Raw genomic sequence first — 25,139 nt, 5'->3', positions numbered from 1 at the left:
TCCGGCTTTGGCATGGGCCATAGGACGCTGAACGGCAGATTGGGGCGCTCTGCTGACCGGCAGCCCCGCCAACACCTGCCAAGCGGCTTCCGGGCCGATAGCAGACTAGCGGCTATCAGAGAGATAAGTGCGATAGCTGCTGCTCGTCGCCGCGTGCGGAATTGGCGCTCCTGCATCCCCAACGATCGTTCTTGAGCGTGACAGCTACCTGGGATGCCGCTCTGCAGGGTGGCGGGTTTTGAGGTCAACGCGAAAGCTGCCCGAGCGGAAGCGCCAGAGCGCGCCCCGATCGCTGCACCGGCAAATAGAGCCCGTCCGAATCGAAACCTTGAACCACCGATGGAGTGGCTGAATCAGCGCCACGGTACCGCAGAATTCCACGGTTTTCTAGATATGTTCTAGTTATGTACTGGTGCCGCTTACAGGACTCGAACCTGTGACCCCCGCATTACGAATGCGATGCTCTACCAGCTGAGCTAAAGCGGCCCGTCCGAAGCGTCTCGCTCCGGAAGAAGCGCGCGCTTACCAGCAGGATCTCTGGCTGACAAGCGTTGCGATTTGGTTGCGGTGCTGCGGCGGCCACCCCCCCGCATCAATACCTAGCCCTCGGGCTTTACGCGTCGTTTACCACGCAGCGTGCACAACGCGCCCAAGGATCGGGCCGTTCGCCCGTTATGGAGCACGCGCATGGACATGGCTCGCGGTATCAATGAGCCCCTCGATTCGACCCCCACGGGATCGAACGACGACGCCGTCGCCGATCGCCCGCTCGACATCGGTGTCGACGAGCGACGCATGCACGTGCGCGCCTACAACCATTGGGTGTCGCTGCTCCACGGACGCGCCTACCCGTCGATCGAGGACCTCGATCCGGACAATATCGCCGATTTCGGCCCGCACAGCGTGCTGCTCGACTTTACGCGCGGCGTCGAGGATCCGACGATTCGCTATCTCGGCGGCATGCTGCGCGAGGAATGCGGGTTCACGCCGGCGATCCAGCGAATCGGCGAAGTGCCGAGCCGCTCGCTGCTGTCGCGGCTGACCGACCATTATCTCCAGATCATCGCGAATCGCGCCCCGATCGGCTTCGAGGCCGAGTTCGTCGGCCAGCGCGGGCACAACACGCTGTACCGCGGCATCCTGATGCCCTTCTCGTCGGACGGCGAGGCAATCGACTTCATTTATGGCGTGATCAACTGGAAGGAACTGGTCGACGCCGAGACCCAGGCGCGGCTCAATGCCGAGATCGAGGAATCGCGCCGCGCCGCGCCGGCGAACCCGGTCGCTGCCGCGGTCTGGGCCGATGGCCCGAGTGCCGGCTTCGACGCGCCCACGGCGACCGAGGCGCCGCTCGTCGCATCGAGCCTGGCCGACCATCTGCTGCTCGCGCGCGAATCGGCTGCCGCCGCCCGCGCGTCGGACACGCGCAGCCGCTCGGCACTGTATCGCGCGCTCAGCCGCGCCTATGATTTCGCGCGTGCCGCCGAGGAGGCGCCCGAAGATTATGCCGAGTTGCTCGGCGATGCGGGGCTGGTCGTCCAGGCGCGCGCGCCGATGACGCCGCCGGTCAAGCTCGTCTTCGGCGCCGATTACGACAAGACCCGGCTGACCGAGTTCGCCGCGGTGCTCAGCTATGCCCGCCGCCAGGACGTGCCGCAGGGTGGGCTCGACGCGTTCCTCGAAGTCGTCGAGGGCGGGATCAAGGGCGTGGTCAAGGCCGAGCGCGCGCATCGCCGCCCGCCGGCCAGGCAGGACATCTTCGCGCAGGCCGCCGCGGAATTGCGCAGCCGGCCGCCGCTCGGCCATGTCGCGATCGAGGCGGGAGGCGACGAGTTCGTCGTTTTGCTCGCGCGTGCGGGCAAGCAGGGGCTCGATATCGTCGCGCGCTTCGAGGACGATGCCGCGCTGACCGAACGCGCGATCCGTAAGGCGGCCGCCTGATTTTTCGAAAGAACCGGTAACAATCGTTACTTTCCGGCGCGCCGAGCCTTGAGGTCGCGCGCCGGGCGGAGCATAGCGCGTGCCATGACAAGCATGATGACGTCGCTCACGCAGGCGTTCGAAGCGCGGTTGCTCGAAGGGGCGCTGCCGGGAGAGCTCGAAGATTTCGATGGGAGCGAGCGCGCCGAAGCCGCCGCCTTCGTCGCCGAAGCCGCGGCGGTGCGCCCGCCGGGCACGCCGCAGATCCGGCTGGAAACCTATCTCGACGAAGAGCGCCGCAGCATGCGGCTCGCAGTCGTCAACGACGACATGCCCTTCCTGGTCGATTCGATCTCGGGTGCGATCGCCGCGCACGACATCGCGATCTTCCGAATCATCCACCCGGTGATTCCCGTTGAGCGGGACGATGCGGGCAAGCTCGTCTCGATCGGTGCCGACGCTTCGGGCGCGCGGCGCGAATCGATGATCTATATCGAGATGGAGCGCAGCGACGCGCGCACGCGGCGCGGGCTGGTCGCCGAGATCGAACGCACCCTCGAACAGGTGCGCAGCGCGGTCGAGGACTGGCGCGCGCTGCAGGCGGCGATCGTCGCCGATGCCGATGCCCTGGGTTCGGCGGAGGGCACCGCGCTGATCCGCTGGTTCAACGACGGGGCGATGACCCTGCTCGCGCACGAGAAGTGGCGCACCGACGGCAGCGTCTCGGACCAGCTCGGGCTCGCGCGCTACACGCTCGAGACGCCGATCCTCGCCGAGGCCTCGCGTCACGCGGCGGTCGAGCATTTCCGCAAGGGCGGCGATGCGCCTTTGCTGCTCAAGTCCAATTCGATCTCGACCGTGCATCGCCGCGTGCCACTCGATATCGTCGTCGTGCCGATTCTCACTGGAGCTGAGGTCACCGGGCTGTCGATCCATGCCGGATTGTGGACGAGCGCGGCCCTGTTCGCCGATCCGCAGGACGTGCCGGTGCTGCGCGCGCGGCTCCAGGGCCTGGAGAAGAAATTCGGCTTCGATCCCAAGGGGCATACCGGCAAGGCGATGGCGCATGCGCTGACCGCGCTGCCGCATGATTTGACCACGGCGTTCGACGCTGATTCGCTCGAGAACCTCGTGCTCACGGCGATGTCCGTCGCCGATCGGCCGCGCTCGAAACTGGTGCTGGTGCGCAGCCTGCTCGGGCGGCATTTGTTCGCCTTCGTCTGGCTGCCGCGCGACGAAGTGTCGACCGGGCGGCGCGAGGCGATCGGCGAGATGCTGAGCGAGGCGGCCAATGCCAAGCTGATCAACTGGTCGATCGCGCTGGAGGACGGCGTGGTGGCGCTGCTGCGCTACACGCTCGACCTGCGCGGCGGCGGAGTGATGCCCGATGCGGCCGAGCTCGATTCGCGGCTCGAGCGCATGCTGCGCGGCTGGGTGCCCGCGGTCGAGGCGGCGCTGGCCGAGCAGGTCGGCTCGGCGTCGACGCGGCTGGCGCTGCGTTTCGCGAGTGCCTTCCCCGCGGTCTATCGCGCGACCAGCACCCCCGAGGAAGCGGCGCGCGACATCGTACGCCTCGCGACGCTGGAAGCTGCCGGCGATCGCTCGGTGCGGATCGTCCCCGATCCGGAGACCAAGGGCCAGTATCGCATCAAGCTCTACGCGCAGGGCGGTGCGCTGGCGCTGTCCGACGCCGTGCCGGCATTCGAGAATTTCGGCTTCCGCGTGATCGAGGAAGTGCCGACCGCGCTCGCCAACGGCATCTTCGTGCATGATTTCGAAGTCGCACTGGCCGGCGGTTCGCGGACGCTCGATGCCGAGCCCGAGCTCGTCGAGGACGCGATCGCCGCGGTGCTCGAAGGTCGGGCCGAGAACGATCTGTTCAATCGGCTGATCGTCGAGGGCGGGATGCGCCCGACTTCGGTGGTGCTGTTCCGCGCCTGGTTCCGCTATCTGCGTCAGACCGGGCTGAGCTACGGCATGGCGACCGTAGTCGACGCGCTGCGCCGCGCGCCGGCGGTGGCGGCAGCGCTGATCGAGCGATTCGCGGCGGCGCACGATCCCGCGCGCGCCGGCACCGACGCGGAGGCGATCAAGGCCGCGACCAAGGCGATCGATGCGGGGCTCGACCAGGTCTCGGCGATCGACGACGACCGCATTCTGCGCACCCTGCGCGGCGTGGTGCTCGCGACCTTGCGCACCAATGCCTTTGCCCCGGCCGCGGCCGAGGCGCTCGCGTTCAAGATGGATTCGGCCAAGGTCCCGGGGCTGCCGGCGCCGCTGCCGTGGCGCGAGATCTGGGTGTACAGCCCGCGCGTCGAGGGCATCCACCTGCGCGCCGGCCCTGTCGCGCGCGGCGGGCTGCGCTGGTCCGATCGCCGCGATGACTTCCGCACCGAGATCCTCGGGCTGATGAAGGCGCAGCGCGTCAAGAACGCCGTGATCGTGCCGACCGGCGCCAAGGGCGGCTTCTATCCCAAGCAATTGCCGTCGCCGGCGCAGGACCGCGACGCCTGGTTCGCCGAGGGGACCGAGAGCTATCGCATCTTCATCCGCGCCCTGCTGTCGATCACCGACAATATCGTCGGCGGCGAAGTCGTGCATCCCGAGGCCGTCACCATCCTCGACGGCGAAGACCCGTATTTCGTCGTCGCCGCCGACAAGGGCACCGCAACCTTCTCCGACGTCGCCAATGCGATCGCGGTCGAGCGCGACTTCTGGCTGGGCGACGCCTTCGCCTCGGGTGGGTCGCACGGCTACGATCACAAGGCGATGGGGATCACCGCCAAGGGCGCGTGGATCTCGGTGCGGCGCCATTTCCTCGAAATGGGCGTCGACGTGCAGTCCGAGCCGATCCGCGTGGCGGGCTGCGGCGACATGTCGGGCGACGTGTTCGGCAACGGCATGCTGCTGTCGAAGGCACTCAAGGTCGTCGCGGCGTTCGATCATCGCCACATCTTCCTCGATCCCGATCCCGATCCGGCGAAGAGCTGGGACGAGCGCAACCGCATGTTCGCGCTGCCGCGGTCGAGCTGGGCCGATTACGACCCTGCGCTGATCTCGCAGGGCGGCGGAGTGTTCGCGCGGACCGAGAAGTCGATCCCGCTGAGCGCCGAGGTTCAGGCGATGCTCGGGATCGACAGGGCCGAGATCGACCCGACGAGCCTTATCACTGCGATCCTCAAGGCGCCGGTCGACCTGCTCTGGTTCGGCGGGATCGGCACTTATGTGAAGGCGGCGAGCGAGAGCCATGTCGATGTCGGCGATCCCGCCAACGACCGGCTGCGCGTCAATGCCGAGCAGGTCCGCGCCAAGGCGATTGGGGAGGGCGCCAATCTCGGCGTCACCCAGGCCGCGCGCATCGCCTTCGCGAGCCATGGCGGACGGATCAATACCGACTTCATCGACAATTCGGCCGGCGTCGATTGCTCGGACAATGAGGTCAACATCAAGATCGCGCTCAACCGCGAAGTGATCGAGGGGCGGCTCGATTTCGAGGACCGCAACCAGTTCCTCGCCGAGATGACCGACGACGTGTCGCACCTCGTGCTCGAGGACAACCGGCTCCAGACGCTGGCGCTGTCGTTCATGGAGAATGACGGTGCGGTGTCGCTGCCGAGCTATGTCCGCGTGATCGAGATTCTCGAGACCGCCGGTCGGCTCGACCGCGCAGTCGAGGGACTGGCGACCAACGAGGAAATGCTGCGGCGCGCGCAGGAGGGCAGGGGGCTCACCCGGCCCGAGCTGTCAGTGCTGCTCGCCTCGACCAAGCTCGCGCTGCAGGACGCGCTCGAAGCCGGGCAGCTCGGCCAGGATCCCGAGCTCGCGGACGATCTGCGCGCCGCCTTCCCGCCGGCGATGCAGACGCGCTTCGCCAAGGCGATAGAAGAGCATCGGCTGCGCAACGAGATCGTCGCGACCAAGCTCGCCAACCGCGTGGTCAATCGACTCGGCGTGCTCCACCCGTTCGAGCTCGCCGAGGAGGAAGGCGCGGCGATGCGCGACATCGCGGCGATGTTCGTCGTGGCCGAGCGGCTGTTCTGCCTGCCCGATACCTGGAAGGCCGTCGAGGAAGCGCCGATCAGCGAAGGCGCGCGGCTTGCCCTGCTCGACGAGATGGCGGTCGCGGTGCGCGGCCAGGTTGCCGACCTGCTGCGCGTCTGCCGTCCCGGTGCCAGCCCGGCGGAAGTGATCGCGCGGCTTCAGCCCGGCATCGACGCGCTCGATCGCGAGACCAAGGCGCTGCTGCTCGACGAAGTGAAGACCCAGAGCGGGCGCATCGCCGCCAAGCTCGAAGGCGCCGGCGCGCCGGCTGAATTGGTCCAGAAGGTCGTCCGGCTGTTCGAGATGGATGGCGCGGTCGGGCTGGCCGAGCTCAGCACGCGCAAGGGCATCGACGAGACCGTGCTGACGCGTGCCTTCACGCATCTGGGCCAGGTACTCGGGCTCGACTGGGCGCAGTCGACCGCGGCGCGGATCACCACCGGAGATCCGTGGGAGCGGCTGCTCATCGCCGGGCTGGCGCGCGACTTCCAGCAGCTGCGGCTCGATTTCCTCGGTCGCTCGGAGGAAAAGGACCCGCAGGCGGCGGTCGAGGCGTGGCTGGAGGCGAACCGGCCGCGGGTGGAGCAATTCGCCAACCTCGTCCGTCGCGCGCGTCAGGCGGCGTCGCCCAACGCTGCGATGCTGGCGCAGATCGCCGGGCAGGCGCGGGTGCTGCTGGGGCGCTGAACGGCGGGCTGCCTTAGCGTCCTCCTGTCACCCCGGCCTCATGCCGGGGCCGCCGGGAGGTGAGGGCTGAACAAAAGGCTGGAGGCCAGCGGGTAAGGCGCAGTGGACCCCGGCCCAAGGCCGGGGTGACGATGATTTGGAAGCGAGCAGCAGTCTCCCCAAAGGTGGGGAGGACGGATTAAGCCTCGACGTCGGCGCGGTGGCTCGGAGTGCGGCGCAGGATCAGGTACATCGTGCCGAGACAGGCCGACATGCCCAGTGCGCACACCATGGCCAGGCCGATATAAAGTGCCGACATCAATCTCTCCCTCGTTGTTTTCTACGAAGAGACTGCGAAGCTTTTGACCAACTGGCAAATATAATCGTCGCTGCACTGCGGCACGACTTTGCTGCGATTGCGATAGATCCTCCCAGCATGGGGAGGGGGACCGCCGCCGAAGGCGGTGGTGGAGGGGCGTGCCGCGAGGGAGACCCTATGAGGAGAGCCCCCTCCACCAGCCTGCGGCTGGTCGCCCTCCCCGTGCCGGGGAGGATATGATTGCAATTGCGAATCGTTCGCGTTATCGCGCGCTGGTCTAATCCCTCCGAGTGCGTCCCCGTCCATGCATGGTACCGCCGCCAACCCGGCCAAAGCGAAGCGCAGCCGGAAGAGCTTCTGGCTCAAGCAGTTGCACACCTGGCATTGGATGAGCTCGGCGATCAGCCTGGTCGGGCTGCTGCTGTTCGCGATCACCGGGTTCACGCTAAACCATGCCGCCGAGATCGAGGCCTCGCCCAAATCGGTCGAGCGCGCCGCACAATTGCCGCCGCCATTGCTCGCCCAGGTCAAGCCCGACGACGCGCCTGACAGCAAGAAGCCGCTGCCGCCCGCGGTCGCCAAGTTCGTCGGCGAAAAGCTCCAGATGCCCACTGCGGGCAATGCCGAATGGTCGATCGACACCGTCTATCTCGCTTTGCCGCGGCCGGGCGGCGACGGCTGGATCTCGATCGATCGCGAGACCGGCGCAGTCACCAGCGAGATCAGCTCGCGCGGCTGGATTGCCTATCTCAACGACCTCCACAAGGGCCGCAACGCCGGCCCGGTGTGGAAGTGGTTCATCGACATCTTCGTGCTCGCCTGCATCGTTTTCACGCTCACCGGGCTGGTGCTGCTGTGGATGCATTCGAAGCACCGCAAGAGCACCTGGCCGATCGTCGCGGCGGGGCTCATTATTCCCGCGCTCCTCGCCCTCTTCTTCATCCACTAAAGGGTTCGCCAATGCAGATCCGCCTGACCGGTTTCACCTTCACTGCCCTTGGCGCGGGCGCGCTCGTCGCTGGGCCGGCGGCGGCGCAGACGCTCGACCTCACCGTCACCATCCCCAAGCTCAATGTCGCCGAATATCACCGGCCCTATGTCGCGATGTGGCTCGAGAAAGAGGGCGTCGCCCCGCGCACGATCCAGGTCTGGTACGATGTCGATAAGCGCGGCGGCGAGGGCACCAAATGGCTGCGCGACATTCGCCAATGGTGGCGCGCCGCGGGCCGCGGCATGACTTTCCCCGCCGACGGCGTCAGCGGTGCCACGCGTGCGCCCGGCCCGCAGAAGCTCCGCCTGGTCGGCGGCCGCGGCGGCATGCCGACGCTCAGCCCGGGCAATTATACCTTGGTGGTCGAGGCGGCGCGCGAAGTCGGCGGGCGCGAGCTCGTCCGCCTGCCGTTCGCGTGGAACGGTAATGCGGCGGCCGCCACGGGCAAGGGATCGACCGAGCTCGGCGGCGTGTCGTTGACGCTCAAGCGCTAAGGGGGAAATCATGAAGCTACGCACGCCACTCATCGCGCTCGGCGCGGTCGCCGCGCTCGCCGCGCCCGCGGCGCTCGCCCACCGGATGTGGATGATCGCCTCGTCGACCACGGTCTCCGGCACCGACAATTGGATCACCGTCGACGCCGCAGTGTCGAACGACCTGTTCTTCTTCGATCACCAGCCGATCCGCGTCGCGCCGACCGTCACCCAGCCCGACGGCAGTCAGGGCCAGGTCGAGAACCACGCCGTCGGCAAGTTCCGCGCGACCTTCGATGTGCACCTGACGCAACAGGGCACCTACAAGATCGGCGCGGTCAGCCAGAACGTCTTCGGCAGCTACAAGCTCAACGGCGAGCAGAAGATGATCCCGCGCGGCACCACTGTCGACAAGCTCGCCTCGGTGATCCCGGCGGGCGCGACCGACGTCCAGACCTCCGAGAGCCTGATGCGCAACGAGATCTTCGTGACGCAGGGCGCGCCGACCACGACGGTGTTCAAGACGACGGGCAAGGGCATCGAGCTGGTGCCGGTGACGCATCCCAACGACCTGGTCGTCGGCGAGGCGGCGACCTTCCAGTTCCTTCTCGACGGCAAGCCCGCGCCGAACCTGTTCGTCACGGTGATCCCCGGCGGAATCCGCTATCGCGACAACCTCAAGCAGCAGGACCTCAAGACCGGCGCCGACGGCAAGGTCTCGATCAACTGGCCCGATCCGGGGATGTATTGGCTCAACGTCACGCCGACGCGTCCGCGCGAGGAAGGCCCGGGCGAGGGCGGCCGGCAGGGCGGTCCTGCCGCCGGTGCACCCGGCGCCCGCGCGCCGCAGGGTCCCGGCGCGATGGCCGGCCCGCCGCAGCGCCGCGTGAGCTACGTGACCACGCTCGAGGTGCTCGCCCCCTGAGGATCGCGATCCCCCCGGCGCTGTCGGCGGCGGCGTTCGATCGCCGCGCGCCGGCGGCCGGCGTGACCGCGTTCGCTGGCGCCACGATGGGGACCAGCTGGTCGGTGCGCGTCGTTGCGCCGCCGGCGGGGCTACAGGCGGGCATCGAGGCGGTGCTCGCCCGGATCATCGCGCAGATGAGTCAATGGGAGCCCGAGTCCGACCTCAGCCGGTTCAATCGCGCCGCGCCGGGGAGGTGGCATTCGCTGCCCGCCGAGTTCCGCATCGTCCTCGCCGCCGCGCTCGACATCGCGGTGCGGAGCGGCGGGGCGTTCGATCCGGCGATGGGCGAATTGGTCGACGCCTGGGGCTTCGGCCCGTCGGGACCGCGTGCGGACGTGCCGCCTCTTGTCGCCGCCGCCAATCGCCGCGTCGACTTCGAGCCGCTGCTGCTGCGCGCGCGGCGCAGCGCCGGGGCGGCGCTCGATTTCTCGGGGATCGCGAAGGGCTATGCGGTCGATGCGGTCGGCGAATACCTGCACGGATTGGGGCTCGACGACTGGCTCGTCGAGATCGGCGGCGAGTTGCGCGGCAGCGGGATCAAGCCCGACGGCCAGCCCTGGTGGGTCGATGTCGAGGCGGCGCCCGGCGCCCCGTTCGCGCCGATCCGGGTGGCGCTGCACGGCCTCGCGATCGCGACTTCAGGCGACTATCGGCGGCATTTCGAGGCGGCCGGCCGCCGCTACGCCCACACGCTCGATCCGCGGACCGGCATGCCGCTCGACAACCAGGTCGCGTCGACGACGGTGCTGCATGCCGAGTGCATGCGCGCCGACGCCTGGGCAACCGCGCTTACCGTGCTCGGCCCTGAGGCGGGGATGGCTGTGGCGGAGCGTGAGGGGCTGGCGATGCACATGGTGGTGCGCGGCGGGGGGGAGCATCTGTCGCCCGCCCTGGTGACGATGCTTGCTTAGGGCGTGGGCCAAGCGAAGCCGCTTGGTTCAGCCCGTGACTTCGCTGAGACCGATACCAAATAGCTCGTCATGGCGGGCGCAAACCGACGCCCCATAGACTTCATTCTGCACATAGCGTGTCAGCGCGAACAGCTTCTGAAACTGCTCCGTCTTGAACGTCTTATACCGATCCAAAACTGAAAAATCTCCGCGCGCTATGGCCGCGAGATTCCGCTCAAGTTCCTCGCCGGCCTCGTCGCGAAGCGCATCGACCATGCTCGTCAAATGTTCATGCAGCCCCGGCAGCGCCGCGCGGGGGTGCAAGGGCAAGCCGAGAAAATCGGAGGTTCTGGCGTCCGCTGCGAGCAACATGTTGTTCCACGGCGAACTCGGAAGGATGTTCAGCCGCATTAGAAAGGCCGCATTCGCATCTTGCCAGACTGACCAGGGAATCACCGCCCACGGCGCGACGGTGACATTGGGGAGATGCGCGTTCACCTTTGCGACGAGCGCATTCATCTGGCTGGTCGCTGCATCTTCCATCGCACGCATGCGCTGCGGGGTCAGCGCCAAATTTGCGGGTTCATCAGGCGAGAAGCCCAGCTCTCGCAGTGTGTCGCCATGCGGGCCTTCCCACAAAGCACTTGGCAGAACGCGCCCCGCATCCCCTGCATCCGGCGTTGCGGAAGAATAGGAATGCAGCGCCGAAACGTTTTGAGGTCTCACGACACGTTTGCCGAACATCCACTGTCTCCCAACCGGTTGGTATAAGTCATAGTGGATTTTGTTTAATGTGCCGTAAATTCGGAGCCTGCCGAGGCAAGTAATTGAACCTGTCGCATCTTCTGGCCATTTGACCAGACCTGTTGATCCCAAGGTGCGAGGGTTCTCCAAAACCTGCGGATAGTGTGACCTTGGAGATCCCGCCCAGGCCGGGAGACGGCAATGTCGAGACGTTAGCCCACCAGCCAGGTGCGGATGGCGCTAGCGAGGTTGGGCGGATCGTCGGCCTGGATGCGGGCATGGTCGATCGCGGCGACCAGCGCGTTGAGCGGCAGTGCCCGGTCGAGCGCCGCCGCTTCGAGCAGGCTCCAGAAGATCGGCTCGAGGCTGATCGAGGTCTGGTGTCCCGCGATCGTCACCGATCGCTTGACCGGGCCTGCGAAACCGCCGCGGGGCGGCTCGACCTTCATTCGGTGTCGAACAGCGCCGCCAGCTGCTCGACCATCGTGCCGGCGAGCTGCTCGGCGTCCATGATCGTCACCGCGCGGCTGTAATAGCGCGTCACATCGTGGCCGATGCCGATCGCGACGAGCTCGACCGGCGAGCGCGCCTCGATCCAGCCGATCACCTGGCGCAGATGGCGCTCGAGATACGATCCCGAATTGACCGACAGCGTCGAATCGTCGACCGGCGCGCCGTCGGAGATCACCATCAGGATCTTGCGCTCCTCGGGGCGCCCGATCATCCGCTGGTGCGCCCAGAGCAAGGCCTCGCCGTCGATATTCTCCTTGAGCAGCCCCTCGCGCATCATCAGCCCCAGGCTGCGCTTGGCGCGGCGCCACGGTTCGTCGGCCTGCTTGTAGACGATGTGGCGAATGTCGTTGAGCCGGCCCGGCTGGGAAGGGCGCCCCTCGGCGAGCCATTTCTCGCGCGCCTGCCCGCCTTTCCACGCCCGGGTGGTGAAGCCGAGAATCTCGGTCTTCACCCCGACGCGCTCGAGCGTGCGCGCCATGATGTCGGCGCTGATCGCGGCGATCGAGATCGGGCGCCCGCGCATCGATCCCGAATTGTCGATCAGCAAGGTGACGACGGTGTCGCGGAATTCGGTGTCGCGCTCGACCTTGTAGGACAGCGACTGCATCGGATTGACCACCACGCGCGCCAGCCGCGCCGCGTCGAGCATGCCCTCGTCCTGGTCGAAGTCCCAGCTGCGCGACTGCTGCGCCATCAGCCGGCGCTGGAGCCGGTTGGCGAGCTTGGTCACCGCGCCCTGCAAATGGATCAATTGCTGGTCGAGATAGGCGCGCAGCCGGTCGAGTTCCTCGGCATCGCACAGCTCGGTCGCGGCGATCACTTCGTCGAACTGCGTGGTGTAGGGGCGATATTCGAATTGCGGCGGCAAATCGCTCCACGGGCGATTGGGGCGGACCGGCATCATGCCTTCCTCGCCATCGTCGCCGGGCTCGCCGTCGCCATCGTCCATCGCCTCGGACTGGCTGTCCTCGCCTTCCTCGGTCTGATCGGATTCGCGCTGCTCGCCGCGGGCCTCGACTTCGCCCTCGCCCTGCTGGGCCTCGCTATCGCCTTCCTCGTCGCCCGGCTCGTCCTGGTTGTCGGTGCCTTCGTCCTCCCCGCCGCCTTCATCGGCTTCGTCGGGGACCATATCACCCTCGACCAGCTCGAGGTCCTGGAGCAATTTGGTGGCGAGGCTGGCAAAGGCGCGCTGGTCGTCGATCGTCAGCGCGAGCGCGTCGAGATCCTGGCCGGCACGCTCCTCGATCCAGTCGCGGATCAGCGCCATGCCCATCGCCGCGCTGGCCGGCGCCTCGCGGCCGGTCAGCCGCTCGCGGACCATCAGACCGAGCGCGGTCGACAGCGGCACTTCCTCGCGGCTGCGCGCGCGCGCGATCGGGTCCGAGCGCAGCCGGACGCCGAGCGAATGTTCGAGATTGTCGGCGATGCCGGCATAGCCGCGCGCGCCGAGCGCCTCGACCCGCGCGGTCTCGACGGCGTCGAACACCGCGCGCGCGACCGGCTCGCTCGGCGCGCCGCGGACGTGCAGGGCGGTGTCGTGGTGGCGCATCCGCAGCGCGAAGGCGTCGGAGAAGCCGCGCGCCTCGGCGACCTGCTCGGCCGGCAGGCTGCGCGACGGCAGCGGCACCTTGATGCTCTTGCCGTCCTGGCGCGGCGCCTCGGACGTGAAGGAAAGCTCGGCCTCGGCCTCGCCGGACAAGGCGCGGGCGGCGCCGCCGAGGACGTTGCGCAACCGCTCGAGGGGGGAATCGACAGCCATATCCCGTCTTTGTGGGAATCGGGGGGCAGGATGCAAGCGGGCAAAGCAGGGGGCCGCCGGAAGGCGCCCGTCGTTCCGCGGGAAAGCAGAGGGTCGCAGGAGTCGCGAAAATCGCGGACTCAATTGAAAGCTATTAGAGAAATACTAACCGCTGGACTGCAAATTGCCTCCGATCGACTTCGGGAGACGAAGATGTCCACGGGCGGCAAGTTGCTTCTGACTTTCATCAGCGCGGTGACGTTGCTGGTCGCCCTTGCCGAACCGGCCGATGCGCGGCGGCGGATCCGCTTCGGCAGCTTTGGCGGGTTCGGCAGCAGCAGCAGCGACAGCTACGCCGAGGGGATCGACAAGGTCTACGACCTTCCCGACACCGGCAGTTATTTCCACGACGGCAAATATTACGACCTCGGCGCCTTCTACCAGGTGCGCGACGGCGCCAAGATCTATCCGCGCGAGCCGAGCTTCGTGCTGTACAATGGCGATCGCTATGTGAAGCTGGGCGGGGCCGAGCTCACGATGCTGACGGTCGAGCTCGGCATGGATCCGACCGCCAGCTACCGCGCGACCTATTCCTCGAAGAGCATCGACCTGCCCAGGCCGAAGAGCCGTGCCGAGATCGAACGCCTTCCCGGCGAGACCAATGAGCAGCTTCGCGAGCGTGTACGCAAGATGGCGGGCGAGCGCGGTGCCGGCACGCGGTCCAGCGAGGCTCCTGGTGCGGCCCGGGTCGGCGGCAATTGGCTCGGCGCCCTCTTCCTGCCGATGCTGGTGATCGGCGGGCTGTTCGTATTCGGGCTCCGCAAGTTTCTGCGCAAGCGCGTGAGTGCGGTGATCGGCGCCGGGGCCGCGCCGGTCGAGCAAGTCGACGCAGCGTCTTTCGACCAGCGCATCGCCGCGCGGCTGCGCGAGATCGAGCGCGGTGGGGGCGAAGCTGCGGTACCGCCGATGCCCGCCGCGCGCACTTTCGGGCGGAAGGTGGCGTAGAGTTCGGACTGCTCAGGTTTGGGCTCCTGCTTTCGCAGGAGCACTGAGCGCTAATCAAATCGAGATCTCTCAGTCCGCCTTGCTCACCACGCTCTCGGGCAGGTCCTTGCCGAACACCCGCTGATAATATTCGGCGACCTGCGCGCGCTCGGCCTCGTCGCACTTGTTGAGGAACGACAGGCGGAAGGCGAAGCCGATATCGCCGAAGATCAACGCGTTCTGCGCCCAGGTGATCACCGTGCGCGGGCTCATCACCGTCGAGATGTCGCCGTTGATGAAGCCCTTGCGGGTCAGATCGGCAACGCGAACCATGTTGTCGACCGTCTCCTTGCCGCCCGGCTTGTCATACTCGCCCGACTTGGCCAGCACGATCTGCGCCTCGATCGCGGCGGGGAGATAGTTGAGCGTCACCACCACGTTCCAGCGGTCCATCTGGCCCTGGTTGATCTGCTGGGTGCCGTGATAGAGCCCGCTGGTATCGCCCAGGCCGACGGTGTTGGCGGTGGCGAACAGGCGGAACCAGGGATTCGGGCGGATCACGCGGTTCTGGTCGAGCAGGGTAAGCTTGCCCTCGGTCTCGAGCACGCGCTGGATCACGAACATCACGTCGGGGCGGCCGGCGTCATATTCGTCGAAGACGAGCGCGGTGGGCGTCTGGATCGCCCAGGGGAGCAGGCCCTCGCGGAACTCGGTGACCTGCTGGCCGTCCTTGAGCACGATCGCGTCGCGCCCGATCAGGTCGATGCGGCTGATATGCGCGTCGAGGTTGATCCGGATGCAGGGCCAGTTGAGCCGAGCGGCGACCTGCTCGATATGCGTCGACTTGCCGGTGCCGTGATAGCCCTGGACCATCACGCGGCGATTGTGGGCGAAGCCGGCGAGCACCGCGAGCGTGGTGTCGGCGTCGAAGACATAGGCCGGGTCGAGATCGGGAACGCGCTCGTCGGCCTGGCTGAACGCCGGGCATTCCATGTCGATGTCGATGCCGAACAGGTCGCGCACCTTCACCATCTTGTCGGGCGCGTCGAGAATCGTCGTCTCGCGGCTATCGGGCTGGGTGTTGGGGATGTCGGCCATGAACGCTCTTCCTGGACTCCGCGGGCGCGGCGTGGGCTTCGCGGGTTAATGCCTCGCTTGCCGCACCGCAACGATAAGCTTGCGCTCGCCCGATCTCATCCCCGTTCGTGCTGAGCTTGTCGAAGCACCGTTCTTACTTTCTGCCGCGAGAACCAGGACGGCCCTTCGACAAGCTCAGGGCGAACGGGTGGGCCGATCCGTGGTGACCTAATCGTTCTCGAATTTCGGCAGGCTGAACAAATCGACGAAGCGCTGGCCGAGCGGCACGTCGCCGGTCACCGTCACGCGGCCCAGGCGCATCGATTCGGCGAGTGGGTCGCGTCCGTAGAAGGTCGCGGCGAGCATTGACGGCTCGCCCGCGAAAATCACGTCGCCTGCCGGCTCGCGCCGCTCGATCTCGAGCATTCCCGCGACGATCTTGGCGCGAAAGGGCTCCCCCCCGATGCGAAAGCCGAGATCCGGCGCGAAATCGGGATCGGACGCATTGTCCATCATCGTGCGCAGCGAGAGCATGAAGGCGGTGTTGCTCAAGGGCAGCGTCACGTCGTGCGCCGGCGATCCCGCCGCCCAGCGGCTCAATGCGAAGATCGGGTCCTCGAGCGCGCGGCCCCATCGGGTGAGTTCGTACACCTGCGCGTTGGCGGGGGAGGGCAAAGCGCGGCGGCGCAGGATGCCGGCTTTTTCCATCCCCTCTAGCCGCTGGGTGAGGATGTTGGCGCTCAGCCCGTCGAGCGCGCCGCGAATCTCGCCGAAGCGGCGCCCGCCGAGCAGCAATTCGCGCGCGATCAGCAGCGTCCAGCGCTCGCCGACTAGGTCCATCGCCAGCGCCGTCCCGCACGCATCGCGATACCAGCGGCGTGCCTTGCTCAGATCGACCGTAGTTATTTTTTGTGACTCCTTGGTTGCTTTTTGTAACTCACGCAGGCATCAAGATCAAGAAAGCGATTCGCGACAGCGGACAAGCGGAGATATGCATGACGGCCGAAACGATCCTGCCCAGTGCCGAGACGCTGGCCGCCCGTGCGCGGTCACGCTGGCCCGGCGAGAGCGAGGCGTATCGCGCGGCGCGGACCGCCCTGCTCGCCGAGGAGATCGCACTGCGCCGCGAGATCGAGCGCGTCGCCGAACGGCGCCGCGCGCTCCCGGCCGGGCCCGCAGTCGCGCGCGACTATAGCTTCGAAGGGCCCGAGGGGTCGGTAAGCCTGGGCGAGCTGTTCGGCGACAAGGGCACGCTCGTCCTCTATACGTGGATGTTCGGGCCCCAGCGCGACCGGCCGTGTCCGATGTGCACCTCCTTGCTGTCGGCCTGGGAAGGCGAGGCGCTCGACGTGCAGCAGCGCGTCGCCTTCGCGGTCACGGCGCGCTCGCCGCTCGACAAGCTCGAGGCGTTCGCCGCCGAGCGCGGCTGGCGGCATCTGCCGCTCTATTCGGACGCGAGCCAGGACTTCAGCCGCGATTATGCCGCGATAGCACCGGACGGCAGCGACATCCCGCAACTGCTCGTCTTCACCCGCCGCGACGGCACGATCCGCTTGTTCTGGGCCGGCGAGATGGACGACCGCACCGCCGATCCCGGCCAGGACCCGCGCGGGGCGCCCGACCTGATGCCGCTCTGGTCCATCCTCGACGCGACGCCCGAAGGCCGCGGCGCCGATTGGTATCCCAAGCTCGATTATTGAACCGATTTTCAAGGAGCGTACCGATGGCCAAGAAGCTCTTCATCAGCTTGCCCGTCTCGAACGTCGCGGCCTCGGTCGCCTTCTACGAGGCGATCGGCATGACCAAGGACGAGGCCTTTCCCAATGGCGAGAATAATGCGGCGATGAACTGGGGGGATGCAGTCTGCTTCATGCTTTCCAGCCGCGCGGCCTTTGGCAGCCTCACCTCCAAGCCGATTGCCGACACCCACAACACCGTCGCCAATCTGTTCGCGCTGTCGATGGACAGCCGCGACGCGGTGGATGCCATCTTCGAAGCCGCGCTCGCCACCGGCGGACGCGAAGTACACGGCGTCGAGGATGAGGGCTTCATGTACAGCGTCGGGTTCGAGGATCCCGACGGCCACGGCTTCGGCCCCTTTTACATGGACATGGCCGCGGTGCCCGCCTGAACCAACGCGCGTGCGCGTCCGATCCAACGCACGTCATTGAAACCGCATTAGGAGAGACCCATGACTCAGATGATCTTCATCAACCTGCCCGTTAAGGACGTCGCCGCATCGACTGCCTTTTACGAGGCGATCGGCTGCACCAAGGATCCGCGCTTCAGCAACGAGGCCGCCAGCTCGATGCAACTCAGCGACACGATCGTATTCATGCTCCTGGCGCAGGACTTCTTCAAAACCTTCACGCCGAAGCCGATCGCCGATGCGCATGCGGCCACCGAGGTGCTGCTCTGCATCTCGCGCGACAGCCGCGAAGCGGTGGACGCGATCGTCGACGCCGCGGTGGCGGCGGGCGGCAAGGCCGATATCGGCCCCAAGCAGGACATGGGCTTCATGTACGGCCGCACCTTCGAGGACCCGGATGGGCACGTCTTCGAGCCGATGTTCATGGACATGGAAGCGGCGATGGCCGCCTTCCCCGAGGGTCCGGCGCACGAACCCGCCTGAGGAGACCGGTCATGTCGTTCCAGGCCTATCTGACCAATATCGAGGCCAAGACCGGCAAGAGCCCGGCCGACTTTCGTGCCTATGCTGGCGACAAGGACTGGCTGGCCGGCGGAACGCTGCGCCCCGACGTCAGGGTCGCCGGCGTCGTCGCCGACCTCAAGGCGCAATTCGGCCTGGGCCATGGCCATGCAATGGCGATCGTCGCCCTGCTCAAGGGCAGCAAGAACGAAGGCGACGCCTGACCCGCACCAAGGAGAGGAAGATGACGCAGAAGATCACGCCCGTGCTGTGGTTCGACAGGACCGGAGAGGAGGCCGCCAATTTCTACGTCTCGCTGCTGCCCGACAGCCGCATCGACACGATCCAGCGCGCCCCCGCCGACAATCCGAGCGGGAAGGAAGGGACGGCGATCGTCGTCGACTTCACGCTTGCCGGGCAGAAATACGCAGCGCTCAACGGCGGGCCCAATTTCACGCCGAACGAGAGCGTCTCCTTCCAGATCCTGACCGAGGACCAAGCGGAGACCGACCGACTGTGGAACGCGATCGTCGGCAATGGCGGCGCCGAGAGCATGTGCGGCTGGTGCAAGGACAAATGGGGCTTCTCGTGGCAGATTACTCCGCGCCGGCTGATCGAACTCGCCTTCGGCGGCGATGACCCCGCGCGCCGCCGCCGCGCCTTCGAGGCGATGATGACGATGAAGAAGATCGACATCGCGGCGATCGAAACCGCCGCCAACGCACGCTGAGGAGAGATGTCATGCCGATCGAGATCACTGCGCTCAACTGGGTTCCCCAATTCGCCCGCGGCTATGTCCGCGACCTGCGGCCGCGCTGGGCCTGCGAGGAGATCGGCCTCACATACGCCACGCGGCTGATCAGCCCGGTCCCGCCCAAGCCGGCCTGGTATTTCGACGAGCAGCCTTGGGGCCAGGTCCCCGTGCTCCACGATGACGGCGTGCAAGTGTTCGAGAGCGGCGCGATCCTGCTCCATCTCGCCGGGAAGGACCCCCGGCTCTTGCCGCGCGATGGCCAGGCGCGGGCGACTGCCATCTCGTGGCTGTTCGCCGCATTCAACAGCGTCGAGCCCTGGCTGTTCGAACTCGCCAATGTCGCAATCTTCGCGAAGGACGAAGAATGGGCTAAATTGCGCAAGCCGAGCCTGCTCGAGAGCACCGGCAAGCGGCTCGACGGACTGGCCGAAGCGCTGGGCGACCGCGAATGGCTGGGCGATGCGTTCGGCGTCGCCGACATCGCAATGGTCACCGTGCTGCGCAACGCCGATCACGCCGACCTGATGTCCAGCCGGCCGCGGCTCGCCGATTACGTCGCGCGCGGCATGGCGCGCCCCGCCTTCCAGCGCGCGCTCGCGGCACAGCTCGCCGACTTCCGGCCCGAGCCGGTCGCGGCATGACGAGGAGAGAGACGATGGCCTATATCGACGGTTTCGTCGCGCCGGTGCGCGAGGAGAACAAGCAAGCCTATATCGACATGGCGTCCAAGGCGGCGCCGATCTTTCGTGAATATGGCGCGACCCAGGTGACCGAGGCCTGGGGTAACGATGTGCCGCGCGGCAAGACGACCGACTTCTTCATGGCGGTCAAGGCCGAGGAAGGCGAGAATGTCGTCTTCTCGTGGATCGTCTGGCCCGACAAGGCGACGCGCGACGCCGGCTGGGAAAAGGTGATGGCCGACGAGCGGATGAAGCCGCCGGCCGAGATGCCGTTCGACGGCAAGCGCATGTTCTGGGGCGGCTTTGAGCCGATCGTCGAGGGGTAAGTATCCTCCCCGTGCCGGGGAGGAACGAGAAGGAGAAGCGTCATGACCAATCCGCATGGAACGCCGATCTGGTACGAACTCATCACCGCCGATCCCGACGCCGCGGGCGCCTTTTACATGCAGGCGATCGGCTGGCAGGACGGCGGCATGCCGGGCAATGCAGCCGATGGCACCCAGGGCTATCACGTCTACAACGCCCCGGATGGGCAGGGCGTGGCGGGAATGATGAAGACTCCGCCCGGCGCGCCGCCCGAACCGCGCTGGCTCGGCTATATCGGAGTCGATGACGTCGACGCGGCGGCGGCGAAGGTCACCGCAGGCGGCGGCAGCGTGCAGATGCCGCCGATGGACATTCCGGGCGTCGGCCGGATGGCGATGGTCGCCGATCCGCAGGGCGTGCCCTTCTATCTGATGAAGGGTGCCAGTCCCGAGAGCAGCACAGCGTTCAAGCGTATGGAACTCGGCCATGGCGAGTGGAACGAGCTCCAGACCAGCGACGACCAGGCCGCGCTCGCTTTCTACGCCGATCAGTTCGGCTGGGCCAAGGACGGCGCGATGCCGATGGGCGAGCTGGGCGATTACAGTTTCATCAGCCATGACGGCGGGGTGATCGGGGCGGTGATGAAGGCGCCGCCGGGCGAGGCGCCGCGCTGGGCCTATTTCTTCCGCGTCGGCGATATAGACGAGGCCAAGCAACGCATCGAAGCGGCCGGCGGCACGATCAGCCAGGGCCCGATCCAGGTGCCAGGCGGCGACTGGGTGATCTATGCGGCCGATCCGCAGGGCGCCAAGTTCGGCGTCGTGGGTTCGCGCTGATGCTCACGCTCTACGCGCATCCCTTCTCGTCTTATTGCTGGAAGGTGCTGATCCCGCTCTACGAGAACGACACGCCGTTCGAATATCGCAATCTCGAGGACGGCGAGGCCGGTGCCGAATTCGCCCGGCTGTGGCCGGTCGGCAAATTCCCCTTGCTGGTCGATGACGGGCGCCCGGTGATGGAATCGAGCATCATCATCGAGCATCTCCAGCGTTTCCATCCGGGGCCGGTGCGCTTCCTGCCGGACGGCGATGCCGCGCTCGAGGTGCGGATGCTCGATCGCATCTTCGACCATCACGTGATGCACCACATGAACCGCGTCGTCGCCGATGCGCTGCGCGGCCCCGAGCGGCATGACCAAATAGAGGTCGAGCAGGCCAAGGCGGCGCTGCAGAAGAGCTATGCCTGGCTCGATGGCTGGCTGGAGGGGCGCGAATGGGCGACCGCGGGGGCATTCTCCCTCGCCGACTGCGCGGCGGCGCCGGCCTTGTTCTACGCCGACTGGGTCGACCCGATTCCCGAGGCACTCGCCAATTTGCGGGCCTATCGCGCGCGGCTGCTCGCCCGGCCTTCGGTCGCACGCGCGGTCGACGAGGCGCGGCCGTATCGCAGCTATTTCCCGCTCGGTGCCCCCGATCGCGATTGAGGAGAGACGCATGCCTGCCGATGACGAAACCCGCGCGCTCTGGGTCGAGAAGCTCATCGACGCGCCGATCGACGCGGTGTGGACCGCCTGGACCGGGCATCTGGAAGAATGGTGGTGTCCCAGGCCGTGGACTACCGAGCTGATCGCGTTGGACCTGCGCCCCGGCGGCCGCACCGCGATGGTCATGCGCGGGCCGGACGGCGAGGAGAATGCCGTCGAGGGCGTGACCCTCGAAATGATTCCCGGGCGCAAGATCGTCTGGACCGATGCGTTCAAGGCCGGCTGGGCGCCGAACACTCCGTTCATGGTCGGCACCTGGGAGTTCACGCCCGAGGGCGCCAAGACACGCTATCGCGGCAGCGCGCGGCACTGGTCGGACGAGACCTATCGCCAGCACGAGGCGATGGGCTTCGAGCAGGGATGGGGCGCAGCGGCGGCTCAGCTCGAGGAAGTGGCGAAGCGCGTCGCGGAGAAGGCCGATGCGTAAGCTGATCGGCGCGGCGTTCGTCTCCCTCGATGGGGTGATGCAGGCGCCGGGCGCTCCCGAGGAGGACCGAAGCGGCGGCTTCTCCTATGGCGGCTGGCTCGCGCCGATCGGCGACGAGGGGCTGAACAATCAGGTCAACAGCGTGTTCGGCCAGCCCTTCGACCTGCTGCTCGGAAGGCGGACGTACGAGATCTTCGCTGCCTACTGGCCGTTCATTCCCCACGACGATCCGATCAGCGCGGCGTTTCGCGATGTCCGCAAATATGTGCTGAGCCGCGCCGGAGTCGATCTGAGCTGGCAGGGCAGCGAACTGCTCGGCGGCGTCGATGATGTGGCGCGCCTGAAAGCGGGCGAGGGGCCCAACCTCGTCGTCCAGGGCAGCGCGACGCTCTACCCGCAGCTCATCGAGCGCGGGCTGATCGACCGCCTGGTGGTGATGACCGCGCCGGTCGTGCTCGGCCAGGGCAAGCGGCTGTTCGGCGACGGCATGCCCGCGGCCGCCTGGCGGCTGGTCGAGCACCGGGTGACCGCCAACGGCCTGGCGATGGGGACATACGAGCCCAATGGGGCGGTGCAGACCGGCTCGTTCGGCGCGGACGATCCCTCGCCGGCCGAGCTGGCGCGGCGGGAGCGAGTCGAACGGGGGACCTGGTAATCTCCCTCCCCCATCGGGAGAGGGAAGGGTCCCGCCGCCGGAGGCGGTGGGAAGGGCGAGGGCAGAACTGCAGTTCGCGCCTGTCCTCACCCCTCCGCCGACTGCGTCGGCTCCCTCGCTCTCCCGATGGGAGAGGGACTCAAGCGAACGCCGGCGAGCCCTTGAGCTGCTGATAGGCCTCGATCACTTGTTGGAGCCGCGTTTCGTAGCGGCGGTCGCCCCCGTTGCGGTCGGGGTGGTAGCGGCGGACAAGTTCGGAGTAGCGTTTGCGCAGCGCGGTGCGGTCCGAATCCAGTTCGAGCGACAACGTACGCATTGCCTCGCGGTCCTTGCCCGAGAGCGGCTTGCCGTCCTTGCGCTCGGCGCGGTCCTGCATCCGCTCGCGGAAGCGCGCGCCGATCGCGTCGAGCGGGTCGGCGAAGTCGGCCCAGGGCGGGGGGCGGTCGGCGCCGCCGGTGGCGTTAAACGCGCGGGTCTCGCGCTCCCAGCCGGCAAAGGGGCGCTGCGCCTCGTGAATCTCGTCGGGGCTCATCCCCTTGAAGAAATTATAGCCTGAGTTGAACTCGCGGACATGGTCGAGGCACAGCCAGCGGAAGGGCGGGGGGCCGTCGCCGGCACGGCCGCTGCCTTCCAGCGGCGGTGCGCGGAATTCGCCGGGCTCGGAACAGCCGGGATTCGAGCATAGCCGTCCCTCCGCTTCCACGCGGCCGTGGAAACGGGTATTGGGTCGATCCTTTCTCGGCTGGCCTTCCGCCACGCTACCTCCCTCGCGCAAACGGCGTATATAGGCGCGATGACCAGCCCTTCCAGCGGCGGACTCGCCGATATCATCACCGCCCGTCTCACCGCCGCGCTCGCCCCGACGCAGCTCGAGGTGATCAACGACAGCCACCACCATAGCGGCCATCTCGGCGACGACGGCACCGGCGAATCGCATTGGACCGTAATGGTCGAGAGCGGGGCCTTTGCCGGCCAGTCGCGCGTTCAGCGGCAGCGAATGATCAACAATGCGCTCGCCGACCTGCTCGCCGGGCGCATCCACGCGCTCGCGATCAAGGCGCGGGCGCCGGGAGAGGCGGCATGACGGCGTACAGGCTCTGGTATTGGGCCGAGATCCAGGGCCGCGGCGAGTTCGTCCGGCTGGCGATGGAGGCGGGCGGGATCGCCTATGTCGACATGGCGCGCGAACAAGGCAGCGACAAATTGATCGCGGACATGAAGGCGCGCAGCGACCGGCCGCCCTTCGCGCCGCCCTATCTCGACACCGGCAGCCAGGTGATTTCGCAGGTCGCCAACATCCTGCTCTATCTCGGCGACAGGCACGGCATCGCGCCGGCGGGCGATGCTGCGCGGCGCTGGCTCCACGAGGTCCAGCTGACGATCGCCGATTTCGTCGCCGAAGTGCATCAGGTCCACCATCCGGTCGGCGTCGCGCTCTATTACGAGGATCAGAAGCCCGAGGCGGCGCGCTTCGCCGCGGAATTCCGGAACGAACGGATGCCCAAGTTCCTCGGCTGGTTCGAACGCTCGGTCGCGGGCGAATGGCTTGCCGGGGACCAATGGAGCTATGGCGACACCTCGCTGTTCCAGCTGGTCGAGGGGCTGCATTACATGTTCCCTAAGCGGATGAAGGCGATCGAGGGCGATTATCCCAAGCTGCTTGGCATTCGCGACCGCGTCGCGGCGCTGCCGGGGATCCTCGATTATCTCCACAGCGATCGGCGGATCGGGTTCAACGCGCAGGGCATCTTCCGCCACTATCCCGAGCTCGATGCGGCCTGATCCGGAAAAGCAGGCTTTCCGAACCATGGCTGTCCGATCTCGGACCGAGCGGCTATCTCCGGCTCGCGAATGGAGGGCAGCATGACCGAAGACCTGATCACCCAGACGATCGAACCCGTCACGCACGATCTCGGCGGGTTCAAGGTGCACCGGACCTTGCCCTCGCGGCCGCGGACGATGGTCGGGCCGTTCATCTTCTTCGACCAGATGGGGCCGGCGCATCTCGAAATCGGCAACGGTATCGACGTGCGCCCGCACCCGCATATCAACCTCGCGACGGTGACCTATCTCTATGCCGGCGCGATCGACCATCGCGATTCGCTCGGCACCTTCGCGACGATCGAGCCGGGCGCGGTCAATCTGATGACCGCGGGGCACGGCATCGTCCATTCGGAGCGCTCGCCCTCGGCCGAGCGGGCGATCGGGCCCGAGCTTTCGGGGATCCAGACCTGGCTGGCGCTTCCCGAGCGCGACGAGGAGCGCGATCCGGCATTCGAGCATGTCGCCGCGGCGGAGCTGCCGGTGGTGCAGGCGAGCGGCGCGACCGCTCGGGTGATCATGGGCGAATTGTGGGGCGCGAAGGCGCCGACCACGACCTATGCCGAGACGATCTACGCCGATATCGCGCTTGAGGCAGGCGCGAGCATCCCGATCGATCCGAGCGCCGACGAGCGTGCATTGTATGTGTCGATGGGCGAGGCGACGCTCGACGGGATGCCGCTGGCGCCGATGACGCTCTACGTGCTGCGGCCGGGAATCGCGGCGACGCTGCGCTCGGCGAAAGGCGGGCGGGTGATGCTTTGCGGTGGCGAGGCGTTCAAGACACCACGGCACGTCTGGTGGAACTTCGTCTCGTCGAGCCGCGACCGGATCAACCAGGCCAAGGAAGACTGGAAAGCGGGGAATTTCCCCAAGGTGCCGAACGACGACAAGGAATGGATCCCGATCCCGGAAGTGCCGAAGACGGTGAGCTATCCGTGATTTTTGAAGCCCCTCCCCTTCAGGGGAGGGGTTGGGGG

At 67.1% G+C, this 25,139-nt stretch carries 27 protein-coding genes and 1 tRNA gene; 21 read left to right on the top strand and 7 right to left on the bottom strand.

Features of this window, described 5'->3' with window-relative positions; translation table 11 throughout:
* Positions 1-410 precede the first annotated feature (410 nt).
* Positions 411-486 (bottom strand) — tRNA-Thr (locus AC3WJI_RS15035).
* Between the two features lie 201 nt (positions 487-687).
* On the opposite strand from AC3WJI_RS15035, the gene AC3WJI_RS15030 reads away from it, so the two are divergent.
* The 6 genes from AC3WJI_RS15030 to AC3WJI_RS15005 all read left to right on the top strand — a co-directional run bounded on the left by AC3WJI_RS15030 (position 688) and on the right by AC3WJI_RS15005 (position 10,288).
* Positions 688-1,941 (top strand): PAS domain-containing protein, encoded by a 1,254-nt coding sequence (locus AC3WJI_RS15030; protein ID WP_492758092.1) that lies wholly within the window; start codon positions 688-690, stop codon positions 1,939-1,941.
* Positions 1,942-2,025: 84 nt separating this feature from the next.
* Entirely contained in the window at positions 2,026-6,648 is a 4,623-nt protein-coding gene (locus AC3WJI_RS15025) for an NAD-glutamate dehydrogenase (protein ID WP_492758091.1), read from the top strand.
* Positions 6,649-7,250: 602 nt separating this feature from the next.
* Positions 7,251-7,895, top strand: a complete 645-nt coding sequence (locus AC3WJI_RS15020; RefSeq protein ID WP_492758090.1) for a PepSY-associated TM helix domain-containing protein — start codon at positions 7,251-7,253, stop codon at positions 7,893-7,895.
* A gap of 11 nt (positions 7,896-7,906) precedes the next feature.
* On the top strand, positions 7,907-8,431 hold the full coding sequence (locus AC3WJI_RS15015; RefSeq protein WP_492758089.1) for a DUF2271 domain-containing protein: 525 nt from the start codon (positions 7,907-7,909) through the stop codon (positions 8,429-8,431).
* Positions 8,432-8,441: 10 nt separating this feature from the next.
* Positions 8,442-9,335: a DUF4198 domain-containing protein gene (locus AC3WJI_RS15010; protein WP_492758088.1), complete on the top strand. Its 894-nt coding sequence runs from the start codon at positions 8,442-8,444 to the stop codon at positions 9,333-9,335.
* 86 nt (positions 9,336-9,421) lie between these two features.
* Positions 9,422-10,288: an FAD:protein FMN transferase gene (locus AC3WJI_RS15005; RefSeq protein ID WP_492758109.1), complete on the top strand. Its 867-nt coding sequence runs from the start codon at positions 9,422-9,424 to the stop codon at positions 10,286-10,288.
* A gap of 27 nt (positions 10,289-10,315) precedes the next feature.
* Here AC3WJI_RS15005 and AC3WJI_RS15000 read toward each other — a convergent pair whose 3' ends face one another.
* The 3 genes from AC3WJI_RS15000 to cobT all read right to left on the bottom strand — a co-directional run bounded on the left by AC3WJI_RS15000 (position 10,316) and on the right by cobT (position 13,283).
* Positions 10,316-11,011, bottom strand: coding sequence for a hypothetical protein (locus AC3WJI_RS15000; protein WP_492758087.1), 696 nt, complete (start codon positions 11,009-11,011; stop codon positions 10,316-10,318).
* 212 nt (positions 11,012-11,223) lie between these two features.
* Positions 11,224-11,460 (bottom strand): ribbon-helix-helix domain-containing protein, encoded by a 237-nt coding sequence (locus tag AC3WJI_RS14995; RefSeq protein WP_492758086.1) that lies wholly within the window; start codon positions 11,458-11,460, stop codon positions 11,224-11,226.
* Positions 11,457-13,283 (bottom strand): cobaltochelatase subunit CobT, encoded by a 1,827-nt coding sequence (gene cobT / locus AC3WJI_RS14990; RefSeq protein ID WP_492758085.1) that lies wholly within the window; start codon positions 13,281-13,283, stop codon positions 11,457-11,459. Before cobT ends, AC3WJI_RS14995 begins: the two co-directional genes overlap by 4 nt.
* A gap of 192 nt (positions 13,284-13,475) precedes the next feature.
* Between cobT and AC3WJI_RS14985 the strand changes: the two genes are divergently transcribed.
* On the top strand, positions 13,476-14,267 hold the full coding sequence (locus AC3WJI_RS14985) for a hypothetical protein (RefSeq protein WP_492758084.1): 792 nt from the start codon (positions 13,476-13,478) through the stop codon (positions 14,265-14,267).
* A gap of 69 nt (positions 14,268-14,336) precedes the next feature.
* On the opposite strand, the gene cobS is transcribed toward AC3WJI_RS14985, so the two are convergent.
* Positions 14,337-15,344 (bottom strand): cobaltochelatase subunit CobS, encoded by a 1,008-nt coding sequence (gene cobS / locus AC3WJI_RS14980; protein ID WP_492758083.1) that lies wholly within the window; start codon positions 15,342-15,344, stop codon positions 14,337-14,339.
* A gap of 207 nt (positions 15,345-15,551) precedes the next feature.
* Positions 15,552-16,163 carry a winged helix-turn-helix transcriptional regulator gene (locus AC3WJI_RS14975; RefSeq protein WP_492758082.1) on the bottom strand — a complete coding sequence of 204 codons (612 nt, stop codon included), beginning with the start codon at positions 16,161-16,163 and terminating at the stop codon, positions 15,552-15,554.
* 155 nt (positions 16,164-16,318) lie between these two features.
* On the opposite strand from AC3WJI_RS14975, the gene AC3WJI_RS14970 reads away from it, so the two are divergent.
* From AC3WJI_RS14970 to AC3WJI_RS14920, 11 genes are read left to right on the top strand one after another with little or no spacing between them, the layout of a single operon-like run.
* Entirely contained in the window at positions 16,319-17,023 is a 705-nt protein-coding gene (locus AC3WJI_RS14970) for a DUF899 family protein (protein ID WP_492758081.1), read from the top strand.
* Between the two features lie 23 nt (positions 17,024-17,046).
* On the top strand, positions 17,047-17,454 hold the full coding sequence (locus tag AC3WJI_RS14965) for a VOC family protein (protein WP_492758080.1): 408 nt from the start codon (positions 17,047-17,049) through the stop codon (positions 17,452-17,454).
* Positions 17,455-17,514: 60 nt separating this feature from the next.
* Entirely contained in the window at positions 17,515-17,955 is a 441-nt protein-coding gene (locus tag AC3WJI_RS14960) for a VOC family protein (RefSeq protein ID WP_492758079.1), read from the top strand.
* Positions 17,956-17,966: 11 nt separating this feature from the next.
* A complete protein-coding gene (locus tag AC3WJI_RS14955) occupies positions 17,967-18,197 on the top strand; it encodes a DUF4287 domain-containing protein (RefSeq protein ID WP_492758078.1) in 231 nt (76 codons plus the stop codon).
* A 20-nt stretch (positions 18,198-18,217) separates the two neighbouring features.
* Positions 18,218-18,703, top strand: coding sequence for a VOC family protein (locus AC3WJI_RS14950; protein ID WP_492758077.1), 486 nt, complete (start codon positions 18,218-18,220; stop codon positions 18,701-18,703).
* Between the two features lie 11 nt (positions 18,704-18,714).
* Positions 18,715-19,368: a glutathione S-transferase family protein gene (locus AC3WJI_RS14945; RefSeq protein ID WP_492758076.1), complete on the top strand. Its 654-nt coding sequence runs from the start codon at positions 18,715-18,717 to the stop codon at positions 19,366-19,368.
* A gap of 14 nt (positions 19,369-19,382) precedes the next feature.
* Positions 19,383-19,733: a DUF1428 domain-containing protein gene (locus tag AC3WJI_RS14940; RefSeq protein ID WP_492758075.1), complete on the top strand. Its 351-nt coding sequence runs from the start codon at positions 19,383-19,385 to the stop codon at positions 19,731-19,733.
* Between the two features lie 42 nt (positions 19,734-19,775).
* Positions 19,776-20,549, top strand: coding sequence for a VOC family protein (locus tag AC3WJI_RS14935; RefSeq protein WP_492758074.1), 774 nt, complete (start codon positions 19,776-19,778; stop codon positions 20,547-20,549).
* On the top strand, positions 20,549-21,196 hold the full coding sequence (locus tag AC3WJI_RS14930) for a glutathione S-transferase family protein (RefSeq protein ID WP_492758073.1): 648 nt from the start codon (positions 20,549-20,551) through the stop codon (positions 21,194-21,196). The genes AC3WJI_RS14935 and AC3WJI_RS14930 overlap by 1 nt, the downstream gene beginning before the upstream one ends.
* 10 nt (positions 21,197-21,206) lie before the next feature.
* Positions 21,207-21,683, top strand: coding sequence for an SRPBCC domain-containing protein (locus AC3WJI_RS14925; protein WP_492758072.1), 477 nt, complete (start codon positions 21,207-21,209; stop codon positions 21,681-21,683).
* Positions 21,676-22,338 (top strand): dihydrofolate reductase family protein, encoded by a 663-nt coding sequence (locus AC3WJI_RS14920; RefSeq protein WP_492758071.1) that lies wholly within the window; start codon positions 21,676-21,678, stop codon positions 22,336-22,338. The genes AC3WJI_RS14925 and AC3WJI_RS14920 overlap by 8 nt, the downstream gene beginning before the upstream one ends.
* Before the next feature lie 139 nt (positions 22,339-22,477).
* Here the strand turns inward: AC3WJI_RS14920 and AC3WJI_RS14915 are convergent, their stop codons facing one another.
* Positions 22,478-23,095: a J domain-containing protein gene (locus tag AC3WJI_RS14915; protein ID WP_492758070.1), complete on the bottom strand. Its 618-nt coding sequence runs from the start codon at positions 23,093-23,095 to the stop codon at positions 22,478-22,480.
* A 36-nt stretch (positions 23,096-23,131) separates the two neighbouring features.
* Between AC3WJI_RS14915 and AC3WJI_RS14910 the strand changes: the two genes are divergently transcribed.
* From AC3WJI_RS14910 to AC3WJI_RS14900, 3 genes are all read left to right on the top strand, one after another.
* A complete protein-coding gene (locus AC3WJI_RS14910) occupies positions 23,132-23,422 on the top strand; it encodes a BolA family protein (RefSeq protein ID WP_492758069.1) in 291 nt (96 codons plus the stop codon).
* The gene (locus AC3WJI_RS14905) at positions 23,419-24,120 is read left to right on the top strand and encodes a glutathione S-transferase (protein WP_492758068.1); all 702 of its coding nucleotides are present in this window, start codon (positions 23,419-23,421) and stop codon (positions 24,118-24,120) included. The genes AC3WJI_RS14910 and AC3WJI_RS14905 overlap by 4 nt, the downstream gene beginning before the upstream one ends.
* An 81-nt stretch (positions 24,121-24,201) precedes the next feature.
* Positions 24,202-25,101: a pirin family protein gene (locus AC3WJI_RS14900; protein ID WP_492758067.1), complete on the top strand. Its 900-nt coding sequence runs from the start codon at positions 24,202-24,204 to the stop codon at positions 25,099-25,101.
* The last annotated feature ends 38 nt before the right edge of the window (positions 25,102-25,139 follow it).

The organism is Sphingomonas sp. FW306-1B-B10E, assembly GCF_058782005.1.
Note: the sequence above shows the minus strand (reverse complement) of the source record. Positions and strands in the feature narration are given on the sequence as shown.

Coding starts and splice junctions, on each gene's coding strand:
- AC3WJI_RS15030 (WP_492758092.1), top strand. CDS start 688: ATGGACATGGCTCGCGGTATCAATGAGCCCCTCGATTCGACCCCCACG.
- AC3WJI_RS15025 (WP_492758091.1), top strand. CDS start 2,026: ATGACAAGCATGATGACGTCGCTCACGCAGGCGTTCGAAGCGCGGTTG.
- AC3WJI_RS15020 (WP_492758090.1), top strand. CDS start 7,251: ATGCATGGTACCGCCGCCAACCCGGCCAAAGCGAAGCGCAGCCGGAAG.
- AC3WJI_RS15015 (WP_492758089.1), top strand. CDS start 7,907: ATGCAGATCCGCCTGACCGGTTTCACCTTCACTGCCCTTGGCGCGGGC.
- AC3WJI_RS15010 (WP_492758088.1), top strand. CDS start 8,442: ATGAAGCTACGCACGCCACTCATCGCGCTCGGCGCGGTCGCCGCGCTC.
- AC3WJI_RS15005 (WP_492758109.1), top strand. CDS start 9,422: ATGGGGACCAGCTGGTCGGTGCGCGTCGTTGCGCCGCCGGCGGGGCTA.
- AC3WJI_RS15000 (WP_492758087.1), bottom strand. CDS start 11,011: ATGTTCGGCAAACGTGTCGTGAGACCTCAAAACGTTTCGGCGCTGCAT.
- AC3WJI_RS14995 (WP_492758086.1), bottom strand. CDS start 11,460: ATGAAGGTCGAGCCGCCCCGCGGCGGTTTCGCAGGCCCGGTCAAGCGA.
- cobT (WP_492758085.1), bottom strand. CDS start 13,283: ATGGCTGTCGATTCCCCCCTCGAGCGGTTGCGCAACGTCCTCGGCGGC.
- AC3WJI_RS14985 (WP_492758084.1), top strand. CDS start 13,476: ATGTCCACGGGCGGCAAGTTGCTTCTGACTTTCATCAGCGCGGTGACG.
- cobS (WP_492758083.1), bottom strand. CDS start 15,344: ATGGCCGACATCCCCAACACCCAGCCCGATAGCCGCGAGACGACGATT.
- AC3WJI_RS14975 (WP_492758082.1), bottom strand. CDS start 16,163: ATGGACCTAGTCGGCGAGCGCTGGACGCTGCTGATCGCGCGCGAATTG.
- AC3WJI_RS14970 (WP_492758081.1), top strand. CDS start 16,319: ATGACGGCCGAAACGATCCTGCCCAGTGCCGAGACGCTGGCCGCCCGT.
- AC3WJI_RS14965 (WP_492758080.1), top strand. CDS start 17,047: ATGGCCAAGAAGCTCTTCATCAGCTTGCCCGTCTCGAACGTCGCGGCC.
- AC3WJI_RS14960 (WP_492758079.1), top strand. CDS start 17,515: ATGACTCAGATGATCTTCATCAACCTGCCCGTTAAGGACGTCGCCGCA.
- AC3WJI_RS14955 (WP_492758078.1), top strand. CDS start 17,967: ATGTCGTTCCAGGCCTATCTGACCAATATCGAGGCCAAGACCGGCAAG.
- AC3WJI_RS14950 (WP_492758077.1), top strand. CDS start 18,218: ATGACGCAGAAGATCACGCCCGTGCTGTGGTTCGACAGGACCGGAGAG.
- AC3WJI_RS14945 (WP_492758076.1), top strand. CDS start 18,715: ATGCCGATCGAGATCACTGCGCTCAACTGGGTTCCCCAATTCGCCCGC.
- AC3WJI_RS14940 (WP_492758075.1), top strand. CDS start 19,383: ATGGCCTATATCGACGGTTTCGTCGCGCCGGTGCGCGAGGAGAACAAG.
- AC3WJI_RS14935 (WP_492758074.1), top strand. CDS start 19,776: ATGACCAATCCGCATGGAACGCCGATCTGGTACGAACTCATCACCGCC.
- AC3WJI_RS14930 (WP_492758073.1), top strand. CDS start 20,549: ATGCTCACGCTCTACGCGCATCCCTTCTCGTCTTATTGCTGGAAGGTG.
- AC3WJI_RS14925 (WP_492758072.1), top strand. CDS start 21,207: ATGCCTGCCGATGACGAAACCCGCGCGCTCTGGGTCGAGAAGCTCATC.
- AC3WJI_RS14920 (WP_492758071.1), top strand. CDS start 21,676: ATGCGTAAGCTGATCGGCGCGGCGTTCGTCTCCCTCGATGGGGTGATG.
- AC3WJI_RS14910 (WP_492758069.1), top strand. CDS start 23,132: ATGACCAGCCCTTCCAGCGGCGGACTCGCCGATATCATCACCGCCCGT.
- AC3WJI_RS14905 (WP_492758068.1), top strand. CDS start 23,419: ATGACGGCGTACAGGCTCTGGTATTGGGCCGAGATCCAGGGCCGCGGC.
- AC3WJI_RS14900 (WP_492758067.1), top strand. CDS start 24,202: ATGACCGAAGACCTGATCACCCAGACGATCGAACCCGTCACGCACGAT.